The organism is Streptomyces sp. NPDC037271 (assembly GCF_055603605.1).
Map to the genome: position 1 here is coordinate 1 of NZ_JBVJVN010000013.1, position 23304 is coordinate 23304.

Genomic DNA, 23304 nt, shown 5'->3' on the forward strand with positions numbered 1-23304 from the left:
GAGGCAGGGGGCCACCCACCCCCCCCCCCCCCCCCCCACCCCCCCCCCCCCCCCCCCCCCCCCCCCCCCCCCCCCCCCCCCCCCCCCCCCGCGGGGATGCCCGAAGGCACTGGCTCAGGCGCAGGCACAGGCTCAGGTGTGCGGGACCGTGACCGCCGTGGCGACCAGGCCCTGCCGGGCGGTCCAACGGCCGTCGAAATGGGTCAGGCGCCGGCCGCCCACGGTCGGTCCCGGCACCAGGAGGGCGGCACGCAGGGAGCCGCGGCGCGGGTCGACGGGGTCCACGGAGATCTCGATGTCGGCCTCAGTGAAGTCCAGCCACTGCCCCGTGAGGGGGAACCACGCCTTGTAGACCGACTCCTTGGCGCTGAACAGCAGCCGGTCCCAGTGGATACCAGGACGCTCCTCGGCCAGCCGGCGCAGCCGCTCCACCTCGGCCGGCAGCGACACGCTGGGCAGGACCCCGTCCGGCAGCGGCCCGTCCGGTTCCGCGTCGATGCCGAGGGAGGCGAGGTCGGCGACACGGACCAGGGCGGCGGCGCAGTAGCCGTCGCAGTGGGTCATGCTGCCGGTCAGGCCGTGCGGCCAGCGCGGCGCCCCGCGTTCGCCGGTCAGCACGGGCTGCGGGGGCACGCCGAGTTTCTCCATGGCCCGGCGGGCGCAGGACCGGACGACGGTGAACTCCCGGCGGCGCTTGGCGACCGCCCGCGCCACGAGCGCCTCCTCCTCGGGGTAGAGCGGCAGGTGTCCGGTGTCGTCGTGGCCGTGGGCCTCCACGGTGACGACCGTGTCCGGCAGCAGTTCCTCGATCACCGGGCCACCTCCTCACGCGACGCCGACGGCAGGATGCGGCGCAGCCGTCCCGGTGGCCCCGTCCGCTTGCGCCATTCGCGGGGGTAGCCCACCGACACCTCCTCGAAGCGGACGCCCTCGTGCCAGGTGGTCCGCGGGATGTGCAGATGCCCGTAGACCATGGTGTCGACCCGGAACCTGCGGTGCCAGTCGGCGGTCAGGCGGGTGCCGCACCACATGGCGAACTCGGGGTGCCACAGGACGTCCGTGGGATGCCGGTCCAGCGGGTAGTGGTTGACGAGCACCGTCGGCAGTTCGGCGGGGATCTCGGCGAGCCTGCGCTCGGTCTCGGTGACCCGCGCCCTGCACCATGCCTCGCGGCTGGGGTGCGGGTCGGGGTGCAGCAGGAACTCGTCGCTGCACACGACGCCGGTGCCGTGGGCGTACTCCAGCCCCTCGGCCTTGGTCGCGCATCCGGCGGGCAGGAACGAGTAGTCGTAGAGCAGGAACAGCGGTGCGACGGCCACCGGGCCGCCGACTCCGTCCCACACGGGGTACGGGTCCTCGGGTGTCGTCACGCCCAGTTCGCGGCACATCTCGACGAGGTGCTCGTAGCGGGCGACCCCGCGGAGGGTGACGGAGTCGCTCGGGTGGGTCCACAGTTCGTGGTTGCCGGGGGCCCAGACGACCCGGCGGAAGCGACCGGCGAGGGTGCCGAGGGCCCAGCGGATGTCGGCGACCGTCTCCGCCACGTCTCCGGCCACCAGGAGCCAGTCGTCGTCGGAGCCGGGACGCATCTCCTCGACCAGAGCACGGTTCTCCGCGTAGCCGATGTGCAAGTCGCTGATGGCCCACAACTGGCCAGGGCCACCGACCGTAGACGTCATCCCCCACCCCTTCCAGACACGCGTTCGACGCCACGAGATCACATCCCGCCCTCCGGTCACAAGGGCGACTCGCCCCGCCGGACCGGACCACCCGACCGCCCTGCGGCGGCGCCGGCGCTGCCGTGCCGCTCAGGGCACGGCGCAGGCCCGGCGCAGGCCCGGCACAGGCTCGGCGCACGTCGCCGGGCGATGCCCGCGCGGGTTCCCGACGCGGCCCGTGCGGGGGCCGCCGTCCCCGACCGCGACCGGCCGCTCCCCGGCCGCACCCTTGCCGCCGGCCCTACCGCAGGTACCCCAGGCCGGCATGGACCGCCGTGTAGCCGTCGACCAGGCGGTGGGCGACGTTGACCGAGTCGACGAGGGGGTGCAGGGCGAAGGCGCGTACCGCCGCCGTACGGGAGCCGGAATCGGCCGCCGCCAGGACCTCGCGCTCGACCGCCTTGACCGCGCAGACCAGGCCGGTGGCGTGCCCCGGCAGCGGGTCCACGGCCACCGGACGGGCGCCGTTCGCGTCGACCAGGCACGGCACCTCGATCACGGCGTCGGGGTCGAGGACCGACAGCGTGCCGCGGTTGCGGACGTTGAGGATCAGGGTGGTGCGCTCGTCGCGGGCGACGGCCCGCATCAGCGCCAGGGCCACCTTCTCGTAGCCGCCGGACAGGTCGTCGGCCTCGCGCTCGCCCGCGCCCGCCGTCTCCCGGTTCTCGGCCATGTAGGTGGCCTCGCGTTCGGCGCGGGTGCGGTCCCAGGTGGCCAGCGCGGGGGCGGCGGGGCGGCGCATCTCGTCGTAGAAGCGGGCCTGCTGGTCGCGCAGGAAGGCGCCGCGGGTCCGGTCCGCCTCCTGGTAGGCGCGGACGGTCTCCCGGTTGAAGTAGTAGTAGTGCAGGTATTCGTTGGGGATCGCGCCCAGGGAGCGCAGCCATTCGGGGCCGAAGAGCCGGCCCTCCTCGAAGGAGCCGAGCAGCGCCGGGTCGCCGATCAGCCGCGGGAGTTCGTCGCGGCCGGCGACGCGCAGGCCGCGGACCCAGCCGAGGTGGTTGAGGCCGACGTAGTCGATGAAGGCCCGGGCCGGGTCGGCGCCCAGCACGCGGGCGATGCGGCGGCCGAGGCCGACCGGGGAGTCGCAGATGCCGATGACCCGGTCGCCGAGGTGCCGGGACATGGCCTCGGTGACCAGACCGGCGGGGTTGGTGAAGTTGATGACCCAGGCGTCCGGGGCCAGCCGGGCCACGCGCCGTGCGATGTCGACGGCGACCGGAACGGTCCGCAGTCCGTACGCGATGCCGCCCGCGCCGACCGTCTCCTGCCCGAGGACGCCCTCGGCGAGCGCCACCCGTTCGTCGTCGGCCCTGCCTTCCAGGCCGCCGACGCGGATCGCGGAGAACACGAAGTCGGTGCCGCGCAGCGCCTCGTCCAGGTCGGTGGTGGCGGTCACCTCGGGAGCGTCGGGCATCCCGGCGGCCTGCTCGGCCAGCACCCGGGTCACCGCCGACAGCCGGGCCGCGTCCAGGTCGTGCAGCACGACATGCGTCACGCGTCCCTCGGCACGGTCGCCGAGGAGCGCCCCGTACACGAGCGGCACCCGGAACCCGCCGCCGCCCAGAATCGTCAGCCTCACGCCCACGCCCTTCCGTTGCCCGGCCAGTCTTCCGTCCGCGCCGATCATGGCACGCCCGGCCCCGCCGACACCGGCCCCAGTCCGGCCCCGCGGCTGACGCAGACGCCGACGCCGGGCGAACGGGCGGCGCTTCCCGAACGCCTTCGCTTCGCGGTGGGCAGCACGGGCGGCCGGCAGTCGTGGCGCACCGTCCCGGCGGACATCGGCGCGGTGACGGGCACGCACGACGTGTACCTGACCTTCACCAGCGGCCGGCCCGCCGCCTTCCTGAACGTGAACCGGTTCGGCTTCGGCCGGCGCTGCACTGGTTCGGCTTCGGCCGCTGACCAGCCGGAGCTCACGCCCGGAAGCGCCGCAGCAAGCCGGTCCGGGGCCGCCTGTCGGTCCCGGACCGGCCCTCGTGGCGCACGACCACCCGATCGGCCGGGAACGACTCCAGACCGTGCACCTTGCCGGCGTCCACGAGGGTGATGTCGATCTTCGCCCTCGGCACGTCGCGCAGCGGGGACAGGTCGACGGGCGCCTGGTAGCTCTGACAGGTCAGTCGCAGGGTCAGGGAGGTCAGCGCGGGGTGCGCCGCCGCGAACTCCGGAACTCCGGCGTCCGTCAGGACCCCGTCCACGGTGAGGCTGGTGATCCGGGGCAGCGGCACCGTGGGGAGCGGTACGCCGTGCGGCGAGGACAGGGTGAGAGACCTCAGCTGTGCGGCTCCGGTCAGGAAGCCCAGGTCCGCTCCGGCCGGCAGCCGGTGCAGGGTGAGCTCCTCCGCCGGGCTCTCGGCCAGGACGGCCAGTTCCTCGATGACATCGCAGGACTCGACGACGAGCCGGCGCAGTCCGTCGAGCGGTGCCAGGGAGGGCACTGAGAACGACACGGCGCTGGACAGCGCGACCGACAGGGAGTGGACCCGCAGGGGGACCAGGGACTCGACGAGGCCGGCGGTCAGCAACTGGCCCCGCACGGACAGGTGGGGCACCCGGTCGAGCACGTCGAGGCAGGCGACCTGCTCCGGGGCGGACAGGTGCAGTGTCAGGTCGTCCATCGGCAGGCCGGCCAGTACGTCCTCGGCGAACGACCGAGCGTCGAAGTACGGCCAGGAGGCCGCCACCTCCTGGCGGACGATACGGTCGGGCACGCCCTGGAACCGGGCCATCTGGTCCAGCGCGGCCGCACCGCCGATCCGGGCGATGGTCATCACCGTGGCCCGCGCCTGCTCCGGTCCCAGACCCCCGGGACGCGGCAGCAGGTCGAGGACGATGTCACCGGCGGTGGCGAGCTGTTCGGCGTCCGCCGGAGAGGCGGGGGGAATCAGCTCACCGGCCCGCAGGAGCACCGCGGCGCGGACGGCCGGGTCGAGGGTGGTGGCGTGCTCGAGGCACGCGGCGGCGAGCAGGTGGTAGCGACGGCGCAGTTTCGGGTCGGCGCTCTGGTCGCCCAGCGCGACCAGCTTGCGCAGCAGGTAGGCGCGTTCACTGTCGCGGGCGTGGCCGACGGCGAGCCGGACGACGTCGTCCCACTGGTCGTCACGGCCGGACTCCGCGAGGAGGTCGAGGTCCTCGGCCTCGACGGCGGCCTTGGCCCCGAGGTAGTCCTGGAACGTGCGGTGGATGAAGTCCACCATGCCCGCCGAGGGTTCCCGCAGCAGCCCGCTGCGCAGCAGCAGGTAGCGGAAGACGTCCTGGGCCCGGTCGGGTGGCGCCAGGTGCGGCATGGCGGGGAGCTTCTCCCGGATGATGCGGACCGCGGTGCTCTGGGCCGCCTCGGAACGCCCGTTGCGGATCAGCCAGTACGCGACCCGCTGGAGGAGCTGGACCTGGGCCTCCTCCGTGGGTGCCAGGCCGGGGGGCGCGGGGATCTCGCGCTCCTTGTCGCGGCGCACCAGCAGCATGGTGAGCGCGGCGGCGTACAACTCCATGCGGCGTTCGGGGAGGTGGGTCAGCCGGTCGCGGTGCAGAGCGCAGATGAGCGCGCACATCAGCGGATTGGTGGCCAGCCGGTACAGGTCGTGCTTCTGCCGCAGGCTGGCGCGCAGGGCTTCGCGGCAGCGTTCGACCGCCTGTCGTTCCTCGGGTTCGCCGACCGTGGTGAGGACGGCGTCGTGCCAGCGGTGGACGAACCGGTCGACGTCCTGGCGGGTCATCGGCAGCAGGTTGAACTCGGCGAAGTCGACCTCTTCCAGCCAGTGGGTGTCCACGGCGGAGGGCCGGGTGGTGACGAGGAAGAAGTTCCTCGGGTAGAGCTCGATCAGGTCGAGCAACCACCGGCGCACGCCGGGGCGTTCGCTTTCGGAGATCTCGTCCACGCCGTCGATGAGCACCATGCCGCGGCCGCTGTGCAGGACCCGGTCGGCCCAGTGCTCGGGCTGGAGCCCGTGCAGCATGTTGCCCACGGCGTGGAGGAACCGCTCGGGGCCCGGCATCCCCGGAGTCTGGGCGAGCGCGCGCAGTGGCAGCACGAACGGCACCCGGCCGCGGAGCTCCGCCAGTTCGTCGGGGAAGGAGTTCTGCGCGGCCGAGACGGCCAGCCACTGCAGCAGCGTGGTCTTGCCCGATCCGGCCATGCCCCGCAGCATCGCCCGGTTGCATCCGGTGAACGCCTCTTCGACACGTCGGCGGTTGGCCGACGGCGAACCGCCGTCACGCTGCGATGCCAGTTCCAGGTTGAGGTAGGCGGTGTCCAGGGGCCAGTTGGCCTGTCCGGGATCGCTCAGGTCGAGGCCGAAGATGTTGAGTTTGCCGTACTTGCGTTCCAGGTGGGCGAGATAGCGTGTCTCGAACTCCTCGTCCGCGCTGCCGGGGCGGGGGATGCGGTCCACCAGCGCGTCCAGCAGGCGCAGTGTCTCGTCGAGCATGCGGGTCTGGGCCACCTGGGCACGGGCGACGAAGGTCGAGCGCTGGGTGAAGAAGTGCAGGATGTGCAGGCAGCTCAGGTCGAGGAGACTGTCGTACAGAGCGGTGGCGTCGGCGGAAAGGTCCCTTGTGGCGTCCCCACGGGCGGCCGTCAGGCGTCGCGCCAGCTCGACCCGGCCGAGCCGGACCGCCTGTACGTCGTCCATCTCCAGCTCGCCGAGGGCGCTGAGGGTCGCCGCGAGGGCGTCGGCGAGCGCTTCGCGTTCGTCGGACTTCACCGGGGGTTCGTGCGGGTTGGCGTCGATGGCCGCCTTCACCAGCTCCCGCGCGATCTTCCACATGTCCAGGTTGCTCAGTCCGCGCTTCTCCCCGCCCCACCCGATGAGCCGCGAGACGCGTACCGGCTTGTCCACGAGGCCCGCGCCCGGCCCCTCCTGGACGAAGAGTCTGGCGATGATCGGCCGCGCCACCGCCGAGGCGATGCGCGCGGTCGTACCGATGCTGGCCGGATCCATCAGACCCCCCGAACCGACGTACCAGTGACAAGCGCTCCTAGAGCATAGGGAGTCGGGAGGGGCGGGTGCAGGTGTCCGGTGATCTCAGCGCAGCTCCGCCCGGAACACCGCCGGCGTCTGGTCCGTGTGCTGCTGGAAGAACTTGGAGAAGTTCGCCGCGTCCGGGAAGCCGACCGCCGCACCGACCCGGCCGATCGGCATGTCGGTGTGGGCGAGGAGGCGCTTGGCCTCCAGGACGACGCGTTTGTCGATGAACCCCTTGGGTGTCTCGCCGGTGGCGGCGCGCACCGCGCGGACGAGGGTACGGCGGGAGTAGCCGAGCGCGTCGGCGTAGGCGCTGACGCTGTGGTTGGTGGCGAAGTCCCGTTCGACCGCGTCCCGGAAGAGGGTGAAGGTGGTGTCGCCCGGCGCGGCCGCCTGCCCCTGCCGTGCCGCCTCGGCGGAGCTGACGGCGAGATGCGCGAGACGCAGCAGGAACGCGGACAGCGTGTGGCGCAGTACGGCGGTGTGCAGGCTGAGGGGCAGGGTGGTGGCGTCCTCGTACTCGCGGCGGAGCTGGTCGAGCGCGGCCGTCAGCCCGGCGAGCCGCCCCTCGTCGGGGTGGAGCAGGGGCGGCAGGTCGTAGCGGTAGAGGCCGGTGGCCTCGACGGTGGCGCGGGGCAGGAAGCCGGGCTGCATGGTGAGCACCGTTCCGCGGTACTCGCTGCGCGGCGAGAAGCGGTGGACCTGTCCGGGCCGGATCCACAGCAGATCGCCGGCCGTCGCCTCGTACTCGGCGAAGTCGATCATGTGGCGGACCGGGCCGCCGGTGAAGAGCATGACGACGTGGAAGTCGATGCGGTGCACGCGGTGCAGCGGCGCCTGCGCGTGCCAGGTGCGGCCGGCGCCCATGGGGCCGACCTGCATGCCGACGCCGAGGAGGCTGAGATCGACCGGGAAGGGGAAGGTTCTGATCCCGTCGCCGTACCCGCTGCCGCCGTCACCGCCGCCGCTGCCGTCTTGATGGTTTTCGTCCGCCATGTCCTTCTCGTGCCGTCCCGCCCGCACGTCCCGCGCCGGGGCGTGTCCCAGTTTCACCACAGGCTGGCACATCGGGACCTTCACTCTCAAAAGTCAGACTTTTAAGTTTGAACACGTCAAGCCCGTTTCTCCGCTCCGATCGAGGACTTCTTGAAGATGAGCACGCACACAATGGACAGCGCGGACCGCTTCGAATGGACCGAACTCGACCGGCGTGCCGTCGACACCGCCCGAGTTCTCGCGGCCGATGCCGTGCAGAAGGCCGGCAACGGCCACCCCGGCACGGCGATGGCCCTCGCCCCGGCGGCGTACACGATCTTTCAGAAGGTGATGCGGCACGATCCCGCCGATCCGGAGTGGGCCGGCCGTGACCGCTTCGTCCTCTCCCCCGGTCACACCTCGCTGACGCTGTACACCCAGCTGTACCTCGCCGGGTACGAGCTGGAGCTGGACGACCTGAAGGCCTTCCGTACGCACGGCTCGAAGACGCCCGGCCACCCCGAGTACGGCCACACCGCCGGCGTGGAGACCACCACCGGCCCGCTCGGCCAGGGCGTCGCCAACGCGGTCGGCATGGCGATGGCGGCCCGCTACGAACGCGGCCTGTTCGACCCCGACGCTCGCGAGATCCCCGAGGCCGCTGAGGCCCCCGGGGCCGCTGAAGCCTCCCAGCGCCCCGGGGACGAGTCCCCCTTCGACCACACCGTCTGGGCGATCGTCTCCGACGGCGACCTCCAGGAGGGCGTCTCCGCCGAGGCCTCGTCGCTGGCCGGCCACCAGAAGCTCGGCAACCTCGTCTTCCTCTACGACGACAACCACATCTCCATCGAGGGCGACACCGCGACCGCGTTCTCCGAGGACGTGCTGAAGCGGTACGAGGCCTACGGCTGGCACGTGCAGCGCGTCGAGCCCGCCGAGAACGGCGACGTCGACGTGCACGCGCTGTACGCGGCGCTGACGGCGGCGAAGGCGGAGACCGGCCGCCCCTCCATCATCGCCATGCGCACGATCATCGCCTGGCCCGCCCCGCACGCGCAGAACACCGAGGCCTCCCACGGCTCCGCGCTCGGCGAGGACGAGGTCGCCGCCACCAAGCGCGTCCTCGGCTTCGACCCCGAGCGGTCCTTCGAGGTCGACGACGAGGTCCTCGCCCACACCCGCAAGGCCCTGGACCGGGGCGCCCGGGCGCACGCCGCCTGGGACAAGCGGATCGCCAAGTGGCGCGGCGACCGGCCGGAACGCGCCGGGCTGTTCGACCGCGTGGTCGCCGGCCGGCTGCCCGAGGGCTGGGAGGACACCCTGCCGGTGTTCGAGACCGGCAAGGCCGTCGCCACCCGCGCCGCCTCCGGCAAGGTCCTCCAGGCCCTCGGCCCGGTGCTGCCCGAGCTGTGGGGCGGCTCCGCCGACCTGGCCGGCTCGAACAACACGACCATCGACAAGACCAGCTCCTTCCTCCCCGAGGGCAACGCGCTGCCGGAGGCCGACCCGTACGGCCGCACCGTCCACTTCGGGATCCGTGAGTTCTCGATGGCCGCGGAGATGAACGGCATCGCCCTGCACGGCAACACCCGCGTCTACGGCGGCACGTTCCTCGTCTTCTCCGACTACATGCGCAACGCCGTGCGCATGTCGGCGCTGATGCAGCTGCCGGTGACGTACGTGTGGACCCACGACTCCATCGGCCTCGGTGAGGACGGACCGACCCACCAGCCCGTCGAGCACCTCGCCGCCCTGCGCGCGATCCCCGGCCTGAACGTCGTCCGCCCGGCCGACGCCAACGAGACCGCGACCGCCTGGGCCGAGATCCTCAGGCGCCACTCGACCGGCCCGGCCCCGCACGGACTCGTCCTCACCCGTCAGGGCGTACCGACGTACGAGCCGAACCCGGACGCGGCGCGCGGCGGCTACGTCCTCGCCGACGCCTCCACCGGCGCACCGGACGTGGTCCTGATCGCCACCGGCTCCGAGGTGCAGCTCGCCGTGGCCGCGCGGGAGGCGCTGGAGGCGGAGGGCACGCCCGCGCGCGTGGTGTCGATGCCGTCCGTGGAGTGGTTCGAGGAGCAGCCGCGCGAGTACCGCGAGAGCGTGCTGCCGCCGTCCGTCAGGGCCCGGGTGGCCGTGGAGGCCGGTATCGGCCTGACCTGGCACCGGTTCGTGGGGGACGCGGGCCGCATCGTCTCCCTGGAGCACTTCGGCGCCTCCGCCGACGCCAAGACCCTGTTCACCGAGTTCGGCTTCACCGCCGAGCACGTCGCCGCCGCCGCCCGGGAATCCCTGGCCGCCGCCCGCGGCTGAGCCGACCGGAACCACCGGTCCGACCGCAGAAAGAGAAGATGATCACTGTGACCGAAGCAACCGCGACCGCGGGAGCACTGCGACGCCTGTCCGACCAGGGCGTCTCCATCTGGCTGGACGACCTGTCGCGGCGGCGGATCGAGTCCGGCAACCTCGCCGAGCTGATCGGGACGAAGAACGTCGTCGGCGTCACCACCAACCCCTCGATCTTCCAGGCCGCCATCGGCTCCGGCGAGGGCTACGAGGAGCAGCTCGCCGACCTCGCGACCCGGGGCGTCACCGTCGACGAGGCGGTCCGCATGATGACCACCGCCGACGTCCGCGCCGCCGCCGACGTGCTGCGCGAGGTGTACGACGCCACCGGCGGCCGGGACGGCCGGGTCTCCATCGAGGTCGACCCGCGTCTCGCCCACGACACGCGGGCCACCATCGCCGAGGCGCGTCAGCTGGCCTGGCTGGTCGACCGCCCCAACGTGATGATCAAGATTCCGGCGACGAAGGCCGGTCTCCCGGCGATCACCGAGGTCGTCGGCGCCGGCATCAGCGTCAACGTCACGCTGATCTTCTCCCTGGAGCGCTACCGCGAGGTCATGGACGCCTACCTCGCCGGCCTGGAGAAGGCGCAGGCGGCCGGGCACGACCTGGCCGGCATCCACTCCGTGGCCTCCTTCTTCGTCTCCCGCGTCGACAGCGAGATCGACAAGCGCCTGACGCTGCTGGGCACGGACGAGGCCCTCGCCCTGAAGGGGAAGGCGGCGCTGGCCAACGCGCGACTGGCCTACGCGGCGTACGAAGAGGTGTTCGGCTCGGTCGGCGGTCCGACGCGGCCTGGTGACCGGTTCACCGCCCTGGCGGGCGCCCGCGCCAACGCCCAGCGCCCCCTGTGGGCGTCGACCGGGGTGAAGGACCCGGCATTCCGGGACACCCTGTATGTGGAGGAGCTGGTCGCTCCCGGCACCGTGAACACGATGCCGGAGGCAACCCTGGACGCCGCCGCCGATCACGGTGACGTACGGGGTGACACGGTCACCGGTGGTTACGCCCAGGCCCGGGCCGACCTCGCGGCCGTGGAGCGGCTCGGCATCTCGTACGACGAGGTGGTGCAGCAGCTGGAGCAGGAGGGCGTGGCCAAGTTCGAGGCGGCCTGGCAGGACCTGCTCGACGCCGTGACGAAGTCCCTCGACAGCAAGGGAGTTGACGGGGAATGAGCGAGGACCTTCCCGCTACGACGGTCCACGAGACCAAGGCGACGAAGGAGGCCAAGGAGGCGAGGACGGCCCGGGACGCCGCGGGGCCGCGGCTCGCCGAGGAGGCCGAGGAGTCCCGCGCCGCCGGGACGCCGAAGGCGTCCAAGGCGCCGCGGACGGCCGGGTCCGCCCGGACCGCCGAGAAGTCCCGGGCGGCCGAGGCCGCCGAGGGGGCGAAGGGGGCGGGCGCCGGCGAGCAGGCCGTCGCGCCCGTCGCACCCCTCGACTGGAGCAACCCCCTGCGCGATCCCCAGGACCGCCGCCTCCCCCGCATCGCGGGCCCGTCCGGACTGGTCATCTTCGGTGTCACCGGTGACCTGTCCCGCCGCAAGCTGATGCCGGCCGTCTACGACCTGGCCAACCGCGGCCTGCTGCCGCCGGGCTTCTCCCTGGTCGGCTTCGCCCGCCGGGACTGGGAGAACCAGGACTTCGCCGAGGTCGTGCACGACGCCGTCAAGGAGCACGCGCGCACACCGTTCCGCGAGGAGGTGTGGCAGCAGCTCGCCGAGGGCATGCGCTTCATCCCCGGCGACTTCGACGACGACGACGCGTTCGAGCAGCTGCGCAAGTCCGTCGAGGAGCTGGACGCCTCCCGCGGCACCAGCGGCAACTACGCCTTCTACCTGTCGGTGCCGCCGAAGTTCTTCCCGAAGGTCGTCCAGCAGCTCAAGAAGCACGGGCTGACCGACGCGCCGGACGGCTCCTGGCGCCGCGCGGTGATCGAGAAGCCGTTCGGGCACGACCTGGGCAGCGCCCGTGAGCTGAACGCGCTGGTGCACGAGGTCTTCGATCCGGAGCAGGTCTTCCGCATCGACCACTACCTGGGCAAGGAGACCGTCCAGAACATCCTGGCGCTGCGCTTCGCCAACCAGATGTACGAGCCGATCTGGAACCGGTCCTACGTGGACCACGTGCAGATCACCATGGCCGAGGACATCGGCATCGGCGGCCGGGCCGGCTACTACGACGGCATCGGCGCCGCCCGCGACGTCATCCAGAACCACCTGCTCCAGCTGCTTGCGCTGACCGCGATGGAGGAGCCCGCCTCCTTCGACGCCGCGTCGCTGCTCACCGAGAAGCTGAAGGTGCTGCGGGCGGTGCGGCTGCCGGACGAACTCGGCGAGCACACCGTACGCGGGCAGTACGCGGGCGGCTGGCAGGGCGGCGCGCAGGTCCCCGGCTACCTGGAGGAGGAGGGCATCGACCCGGCCTCCACGACCGACACCTACGCGGCGATCAAGCTGGGCATCGACAACCGCCGCTGGGCGGGCGTCCCCTTCTACCTGCGCACCGGCAAGCGGCTCGGCCGCCGGGTCACCGAGATCGCCGTCGTCTTCCAGCGCGCCCCGCACTCCCCCTTCGACTCCACCGCGACGGAGGAGCTCGGCGAGAACGCGATCGTCATCCGCGTCCAGCCCGACGAGGGCATGACGGTGCGGTTCGGCTCCAAGGTGCCGGGCACGTCGATGGAGATCCGGGACGTGTCCATGGACTTCGCGTACGGCGAGTCCTTCACGGAGTCCAGCCCGGAGGCGTACGAACGGCTGATCCTGGACGTCCTGCTGGGCGACGCCAACCTGTTCCCCCGTCACCAGGAAGTGGAGGAGTCCTGGCGGATCCTCGACCCGATCGAGGAGTACTGGGCCACGCACGAGCGGCCCGCGCAGTACGCCTCGGGCAGCTGGGGACCGCGGGAAGCCGACGAGATGCTCGCACGAGACGGACGGAGCTGGCGCAGGCCATGAGGATCGACCTGACCGACACCACGGCAAGCAAGGTCAACAAGGCGCTGGTGCAGGGCCGCCGCGCCATCGGCACCCCGGCCGTGGGCATGGTCCTGACGATGGTGATCGTCACGGACGAGGAGAACGCCTACGACGCGATCAAGGCGGCCGAGGAGGCCTCGCACGAGCACCCCTCGCGCACCCTGGTCGTCATCAAGCGGCACGCCCGCAACCTGCGCGACCGCACCCGCTCGCACCTCGACGCCGAGGTGCGGGTGGGCTCCGAGGCCGGCACCGGCGAGACCGTCGTGCTGCGCATGTACGGCGAGGTGTCCGAGCACGCCGACTCGGTCGTGCTGCCGCTGCTGCTGCCGGACGCCCCGGTCGTCGTGTGGTGGCCGGTGGAGGCGCCGGACAACCCCGCGCAGGACCCGCTGGGCGCGCTGGCGCAGCGCAGGATCACCGACCTGTACGCGGTCGAGCGGCCGATGGAGGTCCTGGAGCGCCGGGTCCGCTCCTACGCGCCCGGCGACACCGACCTCGCCTGGACCCGGCTGACGCTGTGGCGCTCCATGCTGGCCGCGGCACTCGACCAGGCCCGGGTGCCGGTGACCTCGGCGACCGTGGAGGCCGAGGCCGACAACCCGGCCGCCGAGCTGCTGGCCCGCTGGCTGGAGGCCCGGCTGCACGTCCGGGTCGACCGGGTGATCACCGACGGACCGGTCGTCACGGCCGTCCGCCTGGGCACCGCGAACGGCGAGATCGTCATCGACCGGCCGGAGGGACCGCTCGCCACGATGACCCTGCCCGGCCAGCCCCCGCGCTCCCTCGCACTGAAGGTGCGCCCCACCTCCGAACTCATCGCCGAGGAGCTCAGGCGCCTCGACGCGGACGAGATGTACGCCGTCGCCCTGCGCGGCGAGGCCGGCAAGGAGACCCCTGTCCATGTCTGACCCCATGTCCGACTCCCCGAAGCTCACCCGGCGCCCGGAGTGGACCGCGCTGGCGGACCACCGCGAGGACGCGCTGCGACGACCGGACCTGCGCGAGCTGTTCGCCGCCGACCCCGGGCGGGCGGAACGGTACGTCGTGCGCGTCGGCGACCTGCGCATCGACTACTCCAAGAACCTGATCACCGACGAGACCATGAACCTGCTGCGGGAACTGGCCGCGGCCACCGGCGTGTCCGGCCTGCGCGACGCCATGTTCCGCGGCGAGCGGATCAACATCACCGAGGACCGGGCGGTGCTGCACACCGCGCTGCGCGCCCCGCGGGACGCGGTGATCGAGGTCGACGGCGAGAACGTCGTGCCCAAGGTGCACGCCGTGCTCGACAGGATGACCGCCTTCGCGGACCGGGTCCGCTCCGGCGAGTGGACCGGGTACACCGGCAAGCGCATCCGCAACATCGTCAACATCGGCATCGGCGGCTCCGACCTCGGTCCGGCGATGGCGTACGACGCGCTGCGCGCCTTCACCGACCGCTCGCTCACGTTCCGGTTCGTGTCCAACGTGGACGGCGCCGACCTGCACGAGGCGGTCCGGGACCTGGACCCGGCCGAGACGCTGTTCATCGTGGCGTCCAAGACGTTCACCACGATCGAGACGATCACGAACGCGACGTCGGCGCGGTCCTGGCTGCTGGCCGGGCTGGACGATGGGGGCCCCACCCGCTCGAGCGAAGCCGAGAGCGGGGGAGAGAAGGCCGTCGCCCGGCACTTCGTCGCGCTGTCGACGAACGCCGAGAAGGTCGCCGGCTTCGGCATCGACACGGCCAACATGTTCGAGTTCTGGGACTGGGTCGGCGGCCGCTACTCCTACGACTCGGCGATCGGGCTCTCCCTGATGATCGCCATCGGCCCGGACCGCTTCCGGGAGATGCTCGACGGCTTCCGCATCGTCGACGAGCACTTCCGCAACGCCGAGGCCCCGGCCAACGCCCCGCTGATCCTGGGCCTGCTGGGCGTCTGGTACGGCAACTTCATGGGCGCCCAGTCGCACGCGGTGCTGCCGTACAGCCACTACCTGTCGAAGTTCACGGCCTACCTCCAGCAGCTCGACATGGAGTCCAACGGCAAGTCGGTGGACCGCGACGGGCGTCCGGTGGAGTGGGAGACCGGGCCGGTGGTCTGGGGCACGCCCGGCACCAACGGGCAGCACGCCTACTACCAGCTGATCCACCAGGGGACCAAGCTCATCCCGGCCGACCTGATCGGCTTCGCCCGGCCCGTCGCCGAGCTGAGCGACGAGCTGAAGGCGCAGCACGACCTGCTGATGGCCAACCTGTTCGCCCAGGGACAGGCACTGGCCTTCGGCAAGACCTCCGACGAGGTCCGCGCGGAGGGCGTGCCCGAGGAGCAGGTGCCGCACCGCACCTTCCAGGGCAACCACCCGACCACCACGATCCTGGCCGGTGAACTGACCCCCTCCGTCCTCGGCCAGCTGATCGCGCTGTACGAGCACAAGGTGTTCGTCCAGGGCGCGGTGTGGAACATCGACTCCTTCGACCAGTGGGGCGTCGAGCTCGGCAAGGTCCTCGCCAAGCGCGTCGAGCCCGCCCTGACCGAGGGCGCCGACGTGCCCGGCCTCGACCCGTCCACGGCCGCGCTGGTGGCCGCCTACCGTGAACTGAAGGAAGTGCACTGACATGCAGATCGGTCTTGTGGGTCTCGGCAAGATGGGCGGCAACATGCGCGAGCGTCTGCGCAACGCCGGCCACACCGTCGTCGGCTACGACACCAATCCCGAGCTGGCCGACGTCAACAGCCTCGTCGACCTCGTCGAGCAGCTGGAGCGGCCGCGCGCGGTCTGGGTGATGGTGCCGGCCGGCGCCGCCACGCAGGGCGTCATCGACCAGCTGGCGACCCTGCTCAGGCACGGTGACACCGTCATCGACGGCGGCAACTCCCGCTGGACGGACGACGAGAAGCACGCCGAGGAGCTGGCCCGGCACGGCATCAACTTCGTCGACGCCGGTGTCTCGGGCGGTGTGTGGGGCCTGAAGAACGGCTACGCGCTGATGGTCGGCGGCGAGAAGGAGGTCGTCGACGACCTCAAGCCGATCTTCGACGCGCTCAAGCCCGAGGGCCCCTACGGCTACGTCCACGCGGGCAAGGTCGGCGCCGGGCACTTCTCCAAGATGGTCCACAACGGCATCGAGTACGCCATGATGCAGGCCTACGCCGAGGGCTGGGAGCTGCTGGAGAAGGTCGACTCCGTGGACAACGTCCGCGAGGTCTTCCGCTCCTGGCAGGAGGGCACCGTCATCCGCTCCTGGCTCCTCGACCTGGCCGTCAACGCCCTCGACGAGGACCACCACCTGGACAACCTGCGCGGTTACGCCCAGGACTCCGGCGAGGGACGCTGGACCGTCGAGGCGGCCATCGACAACGCCGTGCCACTGCCCGCGATCACGGCCTCCCTGTTCGCGCGGTTCGCGTCCCGGCAGGACGACTCGCCGCAGATGAAGATGATCGCCGCACTGCGCAACCAGTTCGGTGGGCACGCGGTGGAGTCGGCCAAGAAGTAGCACGGCGTGGCAGTAACACGTTGACGCGACCGGCCGGTTCGGGTCAGAGTCCCCGCGATGGAGATCAACGACCTGACACCGGCCGAGGCGCGCGTCTGGCGGGCCTTCGCCACGGGAACCGCCGTGGACTTCCGCGCCGCGGACGACGAGGACCCGGCCGACGGCGGCGCCTGGGGCCCCGAACGGAGCGTACGAGGGAGCGTGTTGAGGGCGCTGCTCCTGGACGGTCCCCGGGAGGACGGCGAGGTGGCCGCGCTCAGTCTGGCGGGGGCGCGCGTCACCGGCCCGCTGGAGTTGCAGTACGCGACGGTGGACCACCCCGTGCGGCTGCGGCACTGCCACTTCGACGAGGCGCCGAGGCTGTACGCGGGACGGCTGCGCGAGGTGAACCTGAGCGAGTCCGTGCTGCCCGGGCTGATCGCGCACGCCGTCCGGGTCGAGGGGGTGCTGCGGCTGACCCGCGCGCGGTTCGGCGGGATGGTGCGGCTCGGCGGGGCGGAGGTCACCGGGAGCCTCTACCTGGTGAGCACGGAGATCCACGCGCCGGACGCCGAGGGGCCGGTGCTCCAGCTGAACCAGGCGATCCTCGGTGCCGACCTGTGGGCGCCGGGGCTGCGCGCCCGGGGCGAGGTGCGGCTCACCGGCGCACGGGTGGCCGGGGCGGTCAACCTCACCGACGCGGTCCTGGACCGTCCCGGCGGCACCGCCCTGCAGGCCGATACGCTCGCGGCCGAGGCCGACGTGGTGATGCGGCACGCCGAGGTGCGGGGCCGGCTGGAGCTGCGCGGCGCGCGCATATCCGGCCGTCTCGACCTCTCGCACGCGCGCCTGGCCAATCCCGGGGGGACCGCGCTGCGCGCGAGCAGTTCCGTGATCGGCGAACTGTGGCTGCGCCAGGGCCCGAGGCCGGAGGGCGCCCTGAACCTGCGCCGCGCCCAGGTGGACGTGCTGTTCGTCGAACCGGAGGCGGTACCGGGCTGGGTCCAGCTGAACGACCTCACCTACACGTCGCTCGTCCCGCACGAGCCCGCCGCAAGACGGTTGCCGATGCTGGAGAAGGGCGACAGCTACCTGCCCTTCACCTACGAGCAGTTGACCGCCGCCTACCGCCGGATCGGCGACGACGACGCGGCCCGGCTGGTCCAGCTCGCCAAGCAGCGGCGGCGCCGTCGCACTCTGCCCTGGTACGGCCGGCTGTGGGGGCACCTCCAGGACGTCACGGTCGGGTACGGCTTCCGTCCGCTGCGCGCGGGTGGCTGGCTGCTGTCGCTCCTCGCGGTCGGCTCCGTCGCGTACGGGCTGCGCCACCCGCCGCCCCTCAAGCCCGCGGAGTCCCCCGACTTCGATCCGGTGTTCTACACCCTGGACCTGCTGCTGCCGGTCATCTCCTTCGGCCAGGAGAACGCCTTCGCCCCGAAGGGCGGGTACCAGACGCTGTCCTACGTGCTGATCGTCACGGGCTGGATCCTGGCGACCACCGTGATCACCGGCCTGACCCGCACGGTCAGCCGCCAGTGAACCCCCGCACCGCGTGCTGCGCGGCCGGCCGGACCGGCGCGTTGGCCGCGCCTCCCCGCGCACGCCGCCCTCCCCGCGCAGGCGGCTCGTGCACGAGGCCCTGACGGACCGACCGGGGCGTGACCGGCGCGCGGCCCATGGGTGCGGTTCAGGACAGGTGCGCCACGGCGTCCAGGTGGGGCAGGTGGTGGTCCAGGCGCTCCCGCTTGGTCCGCAGGTAGGTGATGTTGCTCTCGCACGGCGGTATCAGCAGCGGCACCTGCTCGGCGACCTGGATGCCGTGCCGTACCAACGCCTCCCGTTTGCGGGGGTTGTTGGACATCAGCCGTACGGACCGCACCCCGAGGTCCTCCAGGACGCGGGCGGCGACGCCGTAGTCCCGGGCGTCGACCGGCAGGCCGAGGGCGAGGTTCGCCTCCACCGTGTCCAGGCCCTCCGCCTGCAGCGCCATCGCGCGCAGCTTGCCGAGCAGTCCGATGCCGCGCCCCTCGTGGCCGCGCAGGTACACGACGACGCCGCTGCCCGCGGCGGCCACCGCCCGCAGCGCGGAGGCGAGTTGGTCGCCGCACTCACAGTGCCGCGAGCCGAGGGCGTCGCCGGTCAGGCACTCCGAGTGCAGTCGGGTGAGCACGCCTTCGGCGCCCGGGTCGCCGTGGACGAGCGCCACCTGCTCCTCGCCACGCTCGTGGTCGAAATAGCCGAACGCCCGGAATTCCCCGTACATGGTGGGCAGGGGTGTGACCACGACGCGTTCCACGTCCGTGCGCCGTGACCGCTGCGACACTTTCTTGCCGATTACACCGATTTTTTCTGTCATGATTCTCGCGTTCCTCAACAGATTGCTCAACAGATTGCTCAACAGATCGCCCAGCAGACGGCTCAGCGGATTGCCGGGCGGAGACGAAAGGCCGTGCGGGAATGGACGTTTCACTGGTGCCGGCGGACACGAGCGCGGACGTGCGCGAACGGGGCTCCGGGGTGCCGCGGCAGGTCGCGGTGCTGCCGGTGGGGAGTTTCGAGCAGCACGGCCCGTATCTGCCGCTGGCGACCGACACGCTCGTCGCCTGCGCCGTCGCACGGGAGATCGCCGCCGCGTACCCGGTGCACCTGCTCCCGCCGGTGACCATCGGCTGCTCGCACGAACACGCGGACTGGCCGGGGACCGTCAGCATCTCCTCCGTGACCCTGCATGCGGTGATACGGGACATAGCCGACTCGCTGCGCCGCTCGGGCGTCGACGCCCTGGTGGTGGTCAACGGGCACGGCGGAAACTACGTACTGGGCAACGTCGTCCAGGAGTCCACCGCCCGCGGCGAGCGCATGGCGCTGTTCCCCGCCGCGGAGGACTGGGAAGCGGCGCGGGAACGTGCGGGGGTGACCACTTCGCTGCTCACCGACATGCACGCGGGGGAAATCGAGACCTCCATTCTTCTGCATACGCACCCCGAATACGTCAGGCCCGGTTACGAGGCCGCCGATTTCGTCGCGGACGACCGGCGTCATCTGCTCTCCCTCGGTATGTCCGGATATACCGAATCCGGTGTCATCGGGCGTCCCTCACTGGGATCGGCGGAAAAGGGGAAGGAACTGCTGGCCGGCCTCGCGGATTCCTTCGGGATGTGTTTCGCGCTGCTGACGGCGGTGGCGGGCACGGTGTCGGACGGTGAGCCCGGGTAGTGGCGTCGGGCGGAGCACCGGCCGGCCCCCGCGCGCGGCCGGGAGCCGACGGCCCGGAGCTGACGGCCCGCAGCCGCCGGCCCGCAGCCGCCGGCTCGCGGCCCCGCGTGCCGGCGGGCGACGAGCACGACGGCACCGGGCAGGCTCGCCGCGAAGCAGAGCACCCCGTAGACCACGGCCACGCCCAGCCCGGCGCCCGCCCCCAGCCCGGCCGCGCCGAACGCCCAGGCGGTGACGCCCTCCCGGGGCCCCCAGCCGCCGACGTTGAACGGCAGCGACATGGCGAGCAGGGCCAGGACGGCCAGCGGGGTCAGTACGGCGACGGAGGCACCGCTGCCGGCCACCCGGGCGGCGAGGACGAACATCGCGAGGTGCCCGGCCAGCACGACGACGGACGACACGAGGACCCCCGGCAGGCTGCGCCGGGACAGCAGCCCTTCGCGTGCCTCGGCGAGCGTCGTCCGCAGGGCCCCGGGTTTCCGCTGCGGTCCGGGGTCCGGACGCGCGGGCGCCCGGTTCACGCGCAGAGCGAGGACGACGGCGAGCGCGCCGAGTACGGCCATCCCCGCGAACGGTGCGATGCTCCGGGTCGCGGCCCGCACGGGGGACGGCACCGTGAGCAGCACCGCGACGCCGACGCCGACCAACACGAGTTGTCCGGCAGCGCGTTCGAGGACGACGGCCCGCACACCGCGCCCCAGGTCGCCGGCGCCGCGTCCGTGCCGTACCGCGCGGTGCACGTCGCCGAGGACGCCACCGGGGAGGGCGGCGTTGAGGAACAGGGCACGGTAGTAGTCGGCGACGGCCGGTCCGAGGGGCAGCCGGATGCGCAGCGCCCGGGCCACCAGGGCCCAACGCCAGGCGCTGGACACCGTGGTGACCAGCCCGATCCCGAGCGCCGCCAGCAACGCGGTCCCGTCGATCCGGCGCAGCCCGTCCAGGAGGACACCGGTCCCCGTCCGCCACAGGAGTACGGCGAGGACGGCGGTGCCGGCGAGGCTGCCCAGGTGGGCGCGGAAGGCGCGGCGGGCGCGGAGGGAGCGGAGGGAGCGGAGGGAGCGGAGGGAGCGGAGGGAGCGGAGGCGGGGAGGATGTCCGGGAAGGTCGCCGGCAGGGGGGCCGGCGGTTGCCGCGGTGTCCCGGCGTACGACCGCCGTCGGCAAGGCCCTCACCGGTACGGTCGGTGCGCTCACGAGGCCCTGCCCGCCGGCCGGCCCAACGCCAGCAGGTCGGTGTGGTGGACGACGACGCGCAACTCCCCCGCGGCGCGGGACGCGAGACGCTCGTCCAGGTAGCGGGTGGCCCGTTCACGCAGCTCCGGGCGCTGTTCGACGGCCGCGCCGACCCAGCCCCGCAGCCACTGGGCGGTGAGCGCGGCCTCGCCCGGGCCCAGCCGCCAGGGGCTGGGGTGCGTCCGTACGGTGGCGCCGTGCGCGGCGAAGGCCGCCGTCGCCGCGGTGACCGCGTCCGGGCCGAGCAGGCCGGTGCGCCGCTGGTGGTCGTTGAACGCCTCGGCGATCTCGGCGTCCAGGGGGTGGGCGGGGGTCAGGTCGACGCGCCCGGCGACGGAGAGGGTCAGCAGCGCCGCGCAGCCGGCCGAGGCGCAGACGGCGGCGAGCGTGCCGACCTCCTCGGTGGTGAGGACGTCGAGGAGCGCGGACGCCGTCACCAGCGCGGCGCCGGTCAGCGCGTCCGGGGTGAGACGGGCGAGGTCGCCGCGCCGGGTCTCGACCGTGACGCGACTGCCGTCGGCGGCCGAGCGCGGGGCGGCGACGGCGGCGAAGTGCAGGAGGTACGGGTCCCGGTCGTGCAGCACCCAGTGCTGGGCGCCGTCGAGCAGCGGCGCGAGCCAGCGTCCCATCGAGCCGGTGCCGCAGCCCACGTCGTGCACGACCAGTCCGTCCGCCCGCCCCGGCAGGTCGGCGAGGCGGATCCGCAGCGGGCCGAGCAGGCCGCGCGCCCGCGCGGCGGCGTCGGCGGGCTCGCGCAGTCGCAGCCACTCCGGCGCGTAGCGCGGGGGTCCGCCGGAATGCCCCGGGGCCTCGCGGGGGCGGAGGGCGAGGCGCTCCGCGGAGGGCGTCGGCCCGGGGCGGCCGATGAGCTGCCCGGGGGGCAGGTCAGCCGACCGCTCGGCGGACGGACCGTCCGGTCCCCCGGTCGGGAGGCCGTCCCACGGCTCGGCGGGCAACCCGTCCGGACCCCCGACGGGCAGACCACCCGACCGCTCAGCGGGCAAACCATCCGAACCCCCGACGGACAGACCACCCGACCGCTCAGCGGGCAAACCATCCGGACCCCCGACGGGCAGACCGGCCGGGCCGGCGCCCGGGGGCACGCCGATCACGGCCTCGGGGGTGTCCTGCGGGCCGGGCCGGGACGGGACGGCTCCCGCGGCCGGCGCCGTCGTCTCCCTCATGCCGTCCTCCGGGGTTCGCCGGGCAGCCGGTGCAGTACCGCGGCCAGGCTCCGTGCCGTGGTCGCCCAGCCGTTCAGGGCGGCGCGGCGACCGCGTGCCGCGGCCTTGAGCCGGCGTCGTACGTCCGCTTCGCCGAACCAGCCGCGCAGTTCGGCGGCGAGGGCGGCGGGGTCCTCCGGCGGCACGAGGATGCCGGGCACCCCGCCGTCGGGAGCGCGCCCGACCGCCTCCGGGACGCCGCCGACATCCGTGGCCAGCACGGGGATGCCGCGCGCGAGGGCCTCCGTCACCGCCATGCCGTACGTCTCGGCGTACGAGGTGAGGACCATCAGGTCGGCGGTGGAGTAGGCGGCGTCCAGCTCCGCGCCGGCCCGCGGGCCCGCGAGCACCAGCCGGTCCTCCAGACCGTGCCGCGCGATCAGTGCCCGCAGCCGGTCGACGTACTCCGGGTCGTGACCGAGCCCGCCCACGCACACGCAGCTCCACTGCGGGTCGGTGACGGTCGCCAGGGCCTCCACCAGCCGGTGCTGGCCCTTGCGGGGGGTGACGGCGGCGACGCACAGCAGCCGGGAGACGCCGTCGGTGCCGGGCGCGAGGGGCGCGATGTCGGCGCCGGGGACGGCGACGTGGACGCGGCCCGGGTCGAGTCCGTGGTGGGAGACGAGGCGGCGGACCGCCCAGTCGCTGGTGGCGACGACGGCCGGGACGGCGCGCAGTACCGCGCGTTCGCGGGCGTCCAGTCCGGCGGCCACGGCGCGGTCGAGGCCGGTCTCGTCGCCGAGCGGGAGGTGGACGAGGACGGCCATGCGCAGCCGCTCGGTCTCCGGTACGACGATCTCCGGGACGCCGCAGGCGACCAGCCCGTCGAGGAGGACGACGGCACCGTCCGGCAACCGGCGCAGTACGCGGGCGAGTTCCGCGCGGGCGCCGTCGTCCGGCCGGGGCCAGTCACCGGCCACCGGCAGCCCCCGCACCCGCCAGCCGAAGCCGGGCAGGTCGAGCCGCACACGCCGGTCGTAGGCATTGCCGCCGCTCGGCGCGGCCGGGTCGTCGACTCCGCCCGGCATGACGAAGTGCACCGAGCGCAGGGCCATGGGGATGATCCCCCCGCTCCTCGGGGACGAAGTCACCGCGGACATCTGCCCGGACGCCTGTGCGGACAAATGCCCGGACGTCGGCCCGGCTGCCTGAGCGGGCACCTGCCCGGACGTCGGCCC

At 72.9% G+C, this 23304-nt stretch carries 16 protein-coding genes and 2 pseudogenes; 9 read left to right on the plus strand and 9 right to left on the minus strand.

What is annotated here, in order from left to right:
• Nucleotides 1-132: 132 nt before the first annotated feature.
• The 3 genes from ACZ7G3_RS22060 to ACZ7G3_RS22070 all read right to left on the minus strand — a co-directional run bounded on the left by ACZ7G3_RS22060 (nt 133) and on the right by ACZ7G3_RS22070 (nt 3297).
• Nucleotides 133-813, minus strand: a complete 681-nt coding sequence (locus tag ACZ7G3_RS22060) for a 4'-phosphopantetheinyl transferase family protein (protein WP_426597346.1) — start codon at nt 811-813, stop codon at nt 133-135.
• Nucleotides 810-1679, minus strand: coding sequence for a metallophosphoesterase family protein (locus tag ACZ7G3_RS22065; RefSeq protein ID WP_470927711.1), 870 nt, complete (start codon nt 1677-1679; stop codon nt 810-812). The genes ACZ7G3_RS22060 and ACZ7G3_RS22065 overlap by 4 nt, the downstream gene beginning before the upstream one ends.
• 280 nt (nt 1680-1959) lie before the next feature.
• Complete coding sequence (locus ACZ7G3_RS22070; RefSeq protein ID WP_470927713.1) at nt 1960-3297, minus strand: 6-phospho-beta-glucosidase; 1338 nt, start codon at nt 3295-3297, stop codon at nt 1960-1962.
• A 147-nt stretch (nt 3298-3444) separates the two neighbouring features.
• Here ACZ7G3_RS22070 and ACZ7G3_RS22075 point away from each other — a divergent pair.
• Nucleotides 3445-3591: pseudogene (locus ACZ7G3_RS22075) on the plus strand (carbohydrate-binding protein); the annotation flags it as partial.
• Between the two features lie 43 nt (nt 3592-3634).
• Here the strand turns inward: ACZ7G3_RS22075 and ACZ7G3_RS22080 are convergent.
• Both ACZ7G3_RS22080 and ACZ7G3_RS22085 read right to left on the minus strand, forming a co-directional pair.
• Entirely contained in the window at nt 3635-6661 is a 3027-nt protein-coding gene (locus ACZ7G3_RS22080; protein WP_470927715.1) for an NACHT domain-containing protein, read from the minus strand.
• A gap of 84 nt (nt 6662-6745) precedes the next feature.
• Nucleotides 6746-7681: a helix-turn-helix transcriptional regulator gene (locus ACZ7G3_RS22085; protein WP_470927944.1), complete on the minus strand. Its 936-nt coding sequence runs from the start codon at nt 7679-7681 to the stop codon at nt 6746-6748.
• A gap of 156 nt (nt 7682-7837) precedes the next feature.
• On the opposite strand from ACZ7G3_RS22085, the gene tkt reads away from it, so the two are divergent.
• The 7 genes from tkt to ACZ7G3_RS22120 are packed head-to-tail and all read left to right on the plus strand — an operon-like array spanning nt 7838 to nt 17994.
• Nucleotides 7838-9976, plus strand: coding sequence for a transketolase (tkt, locus tag ACZ7G3_RS22090; protein ID WP_470927717.1), 2139 nt, complete (start codon nt 7838-7840; stop codon nt 9974-9976).
• 38 nt (nt 9977-10014) lie between these two features.
• Nucleotides 10015-11184 carry a transaldolase gene (gene tal, locus ACZ7G3_RS22095; protein WP_470927719.1) on the plus strand — a complete coding sequence of 390 codons (1170 nt, stop codon included), beginning with the start codon at nt 10015-10017 and terminating at the stop codon, nt 11182-11184.
• Entirely contained in the window at nt 11181-12968 is a 1788-nt protein-coding gene (zwf, locus tag ACZ7G3_RS22100) for a glucose-6-phosphate dehydrogenase (RefSeq protein ID WP_470927721.1), read from the plus strand. Before tal ends, zwf begins: the two co-directional genes overlap by 4 nt.
• Nucleotides 12965-13900 carry a glucose-6-phosphate dehydrogenase assembly protein OpcA gene (gene opcA / locus ACZ7G3_RS22105; protein ID WP_426597353.1) on the plus strand — a complete coding sequence of 312 codons (936 nt, stop codon included), beginning with the start codon at nt 12965-12967 and terminating at the stop codon, nt 13898-13900. The genes zwf and opcA overlap by 4 nt, the downstream gene beginning before the upstream one ends.
• 4 nt (nt 13901-13904) lie before the next feature.
• Nucleotides 13905-15593 (plus strand): glucose-6-phosphate isomerase, encoded by a 1689-nt coding sequence (pgi, locus tag ACZ7G3_RS22110; protein ID WP_470927946.1) that lies wholly within the window; start codon nt 13905-13907, stop codon nt 15591-15593.
• A gap of 1 nt (nt 15594) precedes the next feature.
• The gene (gene gnd / locus ACZ7G3_RS22115; protein ID WP_426597354.1) at nt 15595-16476 is read left to right on the plus strand and encodes a phosphogluconate dehydrogenase (NAD(+)-dependent, decarboxylating); all 882 of its coding nucleotides are present in this window, start codon (nt 15595-15597) and stop codon (nt 16474-16476) included.
• A 57-nt stretch (nt 16477-16533) separates the two neighbouring features.
• Nucleotides 16534-17994, plus strand: a complete 1461-nt coding sequence (locus ACZ7G3_RS22120) for a membrane-associated oxidoreductase (RefSeq protein ID WP_470927724.1) — start codon at nt 16534-16536, stop codon at nt 17992-17994.
• A gap of 148 nt (nt 17995-18142) precedes the next feature.
• Here the strand turns inward: ACZ7G3_RS22120 and ribA are convergent, their stop codons facing one another.
• On the minus strand, nt 18143-18811 hold the full coding sequence (gene ribA / locus ACZ7G3_RS22125) for a GTP cyclohydrolase II (protein ID WP_470927726.1): 669 nt from the start codon (nt 18809-18811) through the stop codon (nt 18143-18145).
• Between the two features lie 101 nt (nt 18812-18912).
• Here ribA and ACZ7G3_RS22130 point away from each other — a divergent pair, with 101 nt between their 5' ends.
• Nucleotides 18913-19671 (plus strand): creatininase family protein, encoded by a 759-nt coding sequence (locus tag ACZ7G3_RS22130; RefSeq protein WP_470927728.1) that lies wholly within the window; start codon nt 18913-18915, stop codon nt 19669-19671.
• 212 nt (nt 19672-19883) lie between these two features.
• Here ACZ7G3_RS22130 and ACZ7G3_RS22135 read toward each other — a convergent pair.
• The 3 genes and pseudogenes from ACZ7G3_RS22135 to ACZ7G3_RS22145 form a co-directional block, all read right to left on the minus strand.
• A pseudogene (locus ACZ7G3_RS22135) lies at nt 19884-20864 on the minus strand (lysylphosphatidylglycerol synthase transmembrane domain-containing protein); the annotation flags it as partial.
• On the minus strand, nt 20861-21859 hold the full coding sequence (locus ACZ7G3_RS22140; protein WP_470927730.1) for an SAM-dependent methyltransferase: 999 nt from the start codon (nt 21857-21859) through the stop codon (nt 20861-20863). The gene ACZ7G3_RS22140 and the pseudogene ACZ7G3_RS22135, both read right to left, overlap by 4 nt.
• Before the next feature lie 224 nt (nt 21860-22083).
• Nucleotides 22084-23226 (minus strand): glycosyltransferase family 4 protein, encoded by a 1143-nt coding sequence (locus tag ACZ7G3_RS22145; RefSeq protein ID WP_470927732.1) that lies wholly within the window; start codon nt 23224-23226, stop codon nt 22084-22086.
• Nucleotides 23227-23304 lie beyond the last annotated feature (78 nt).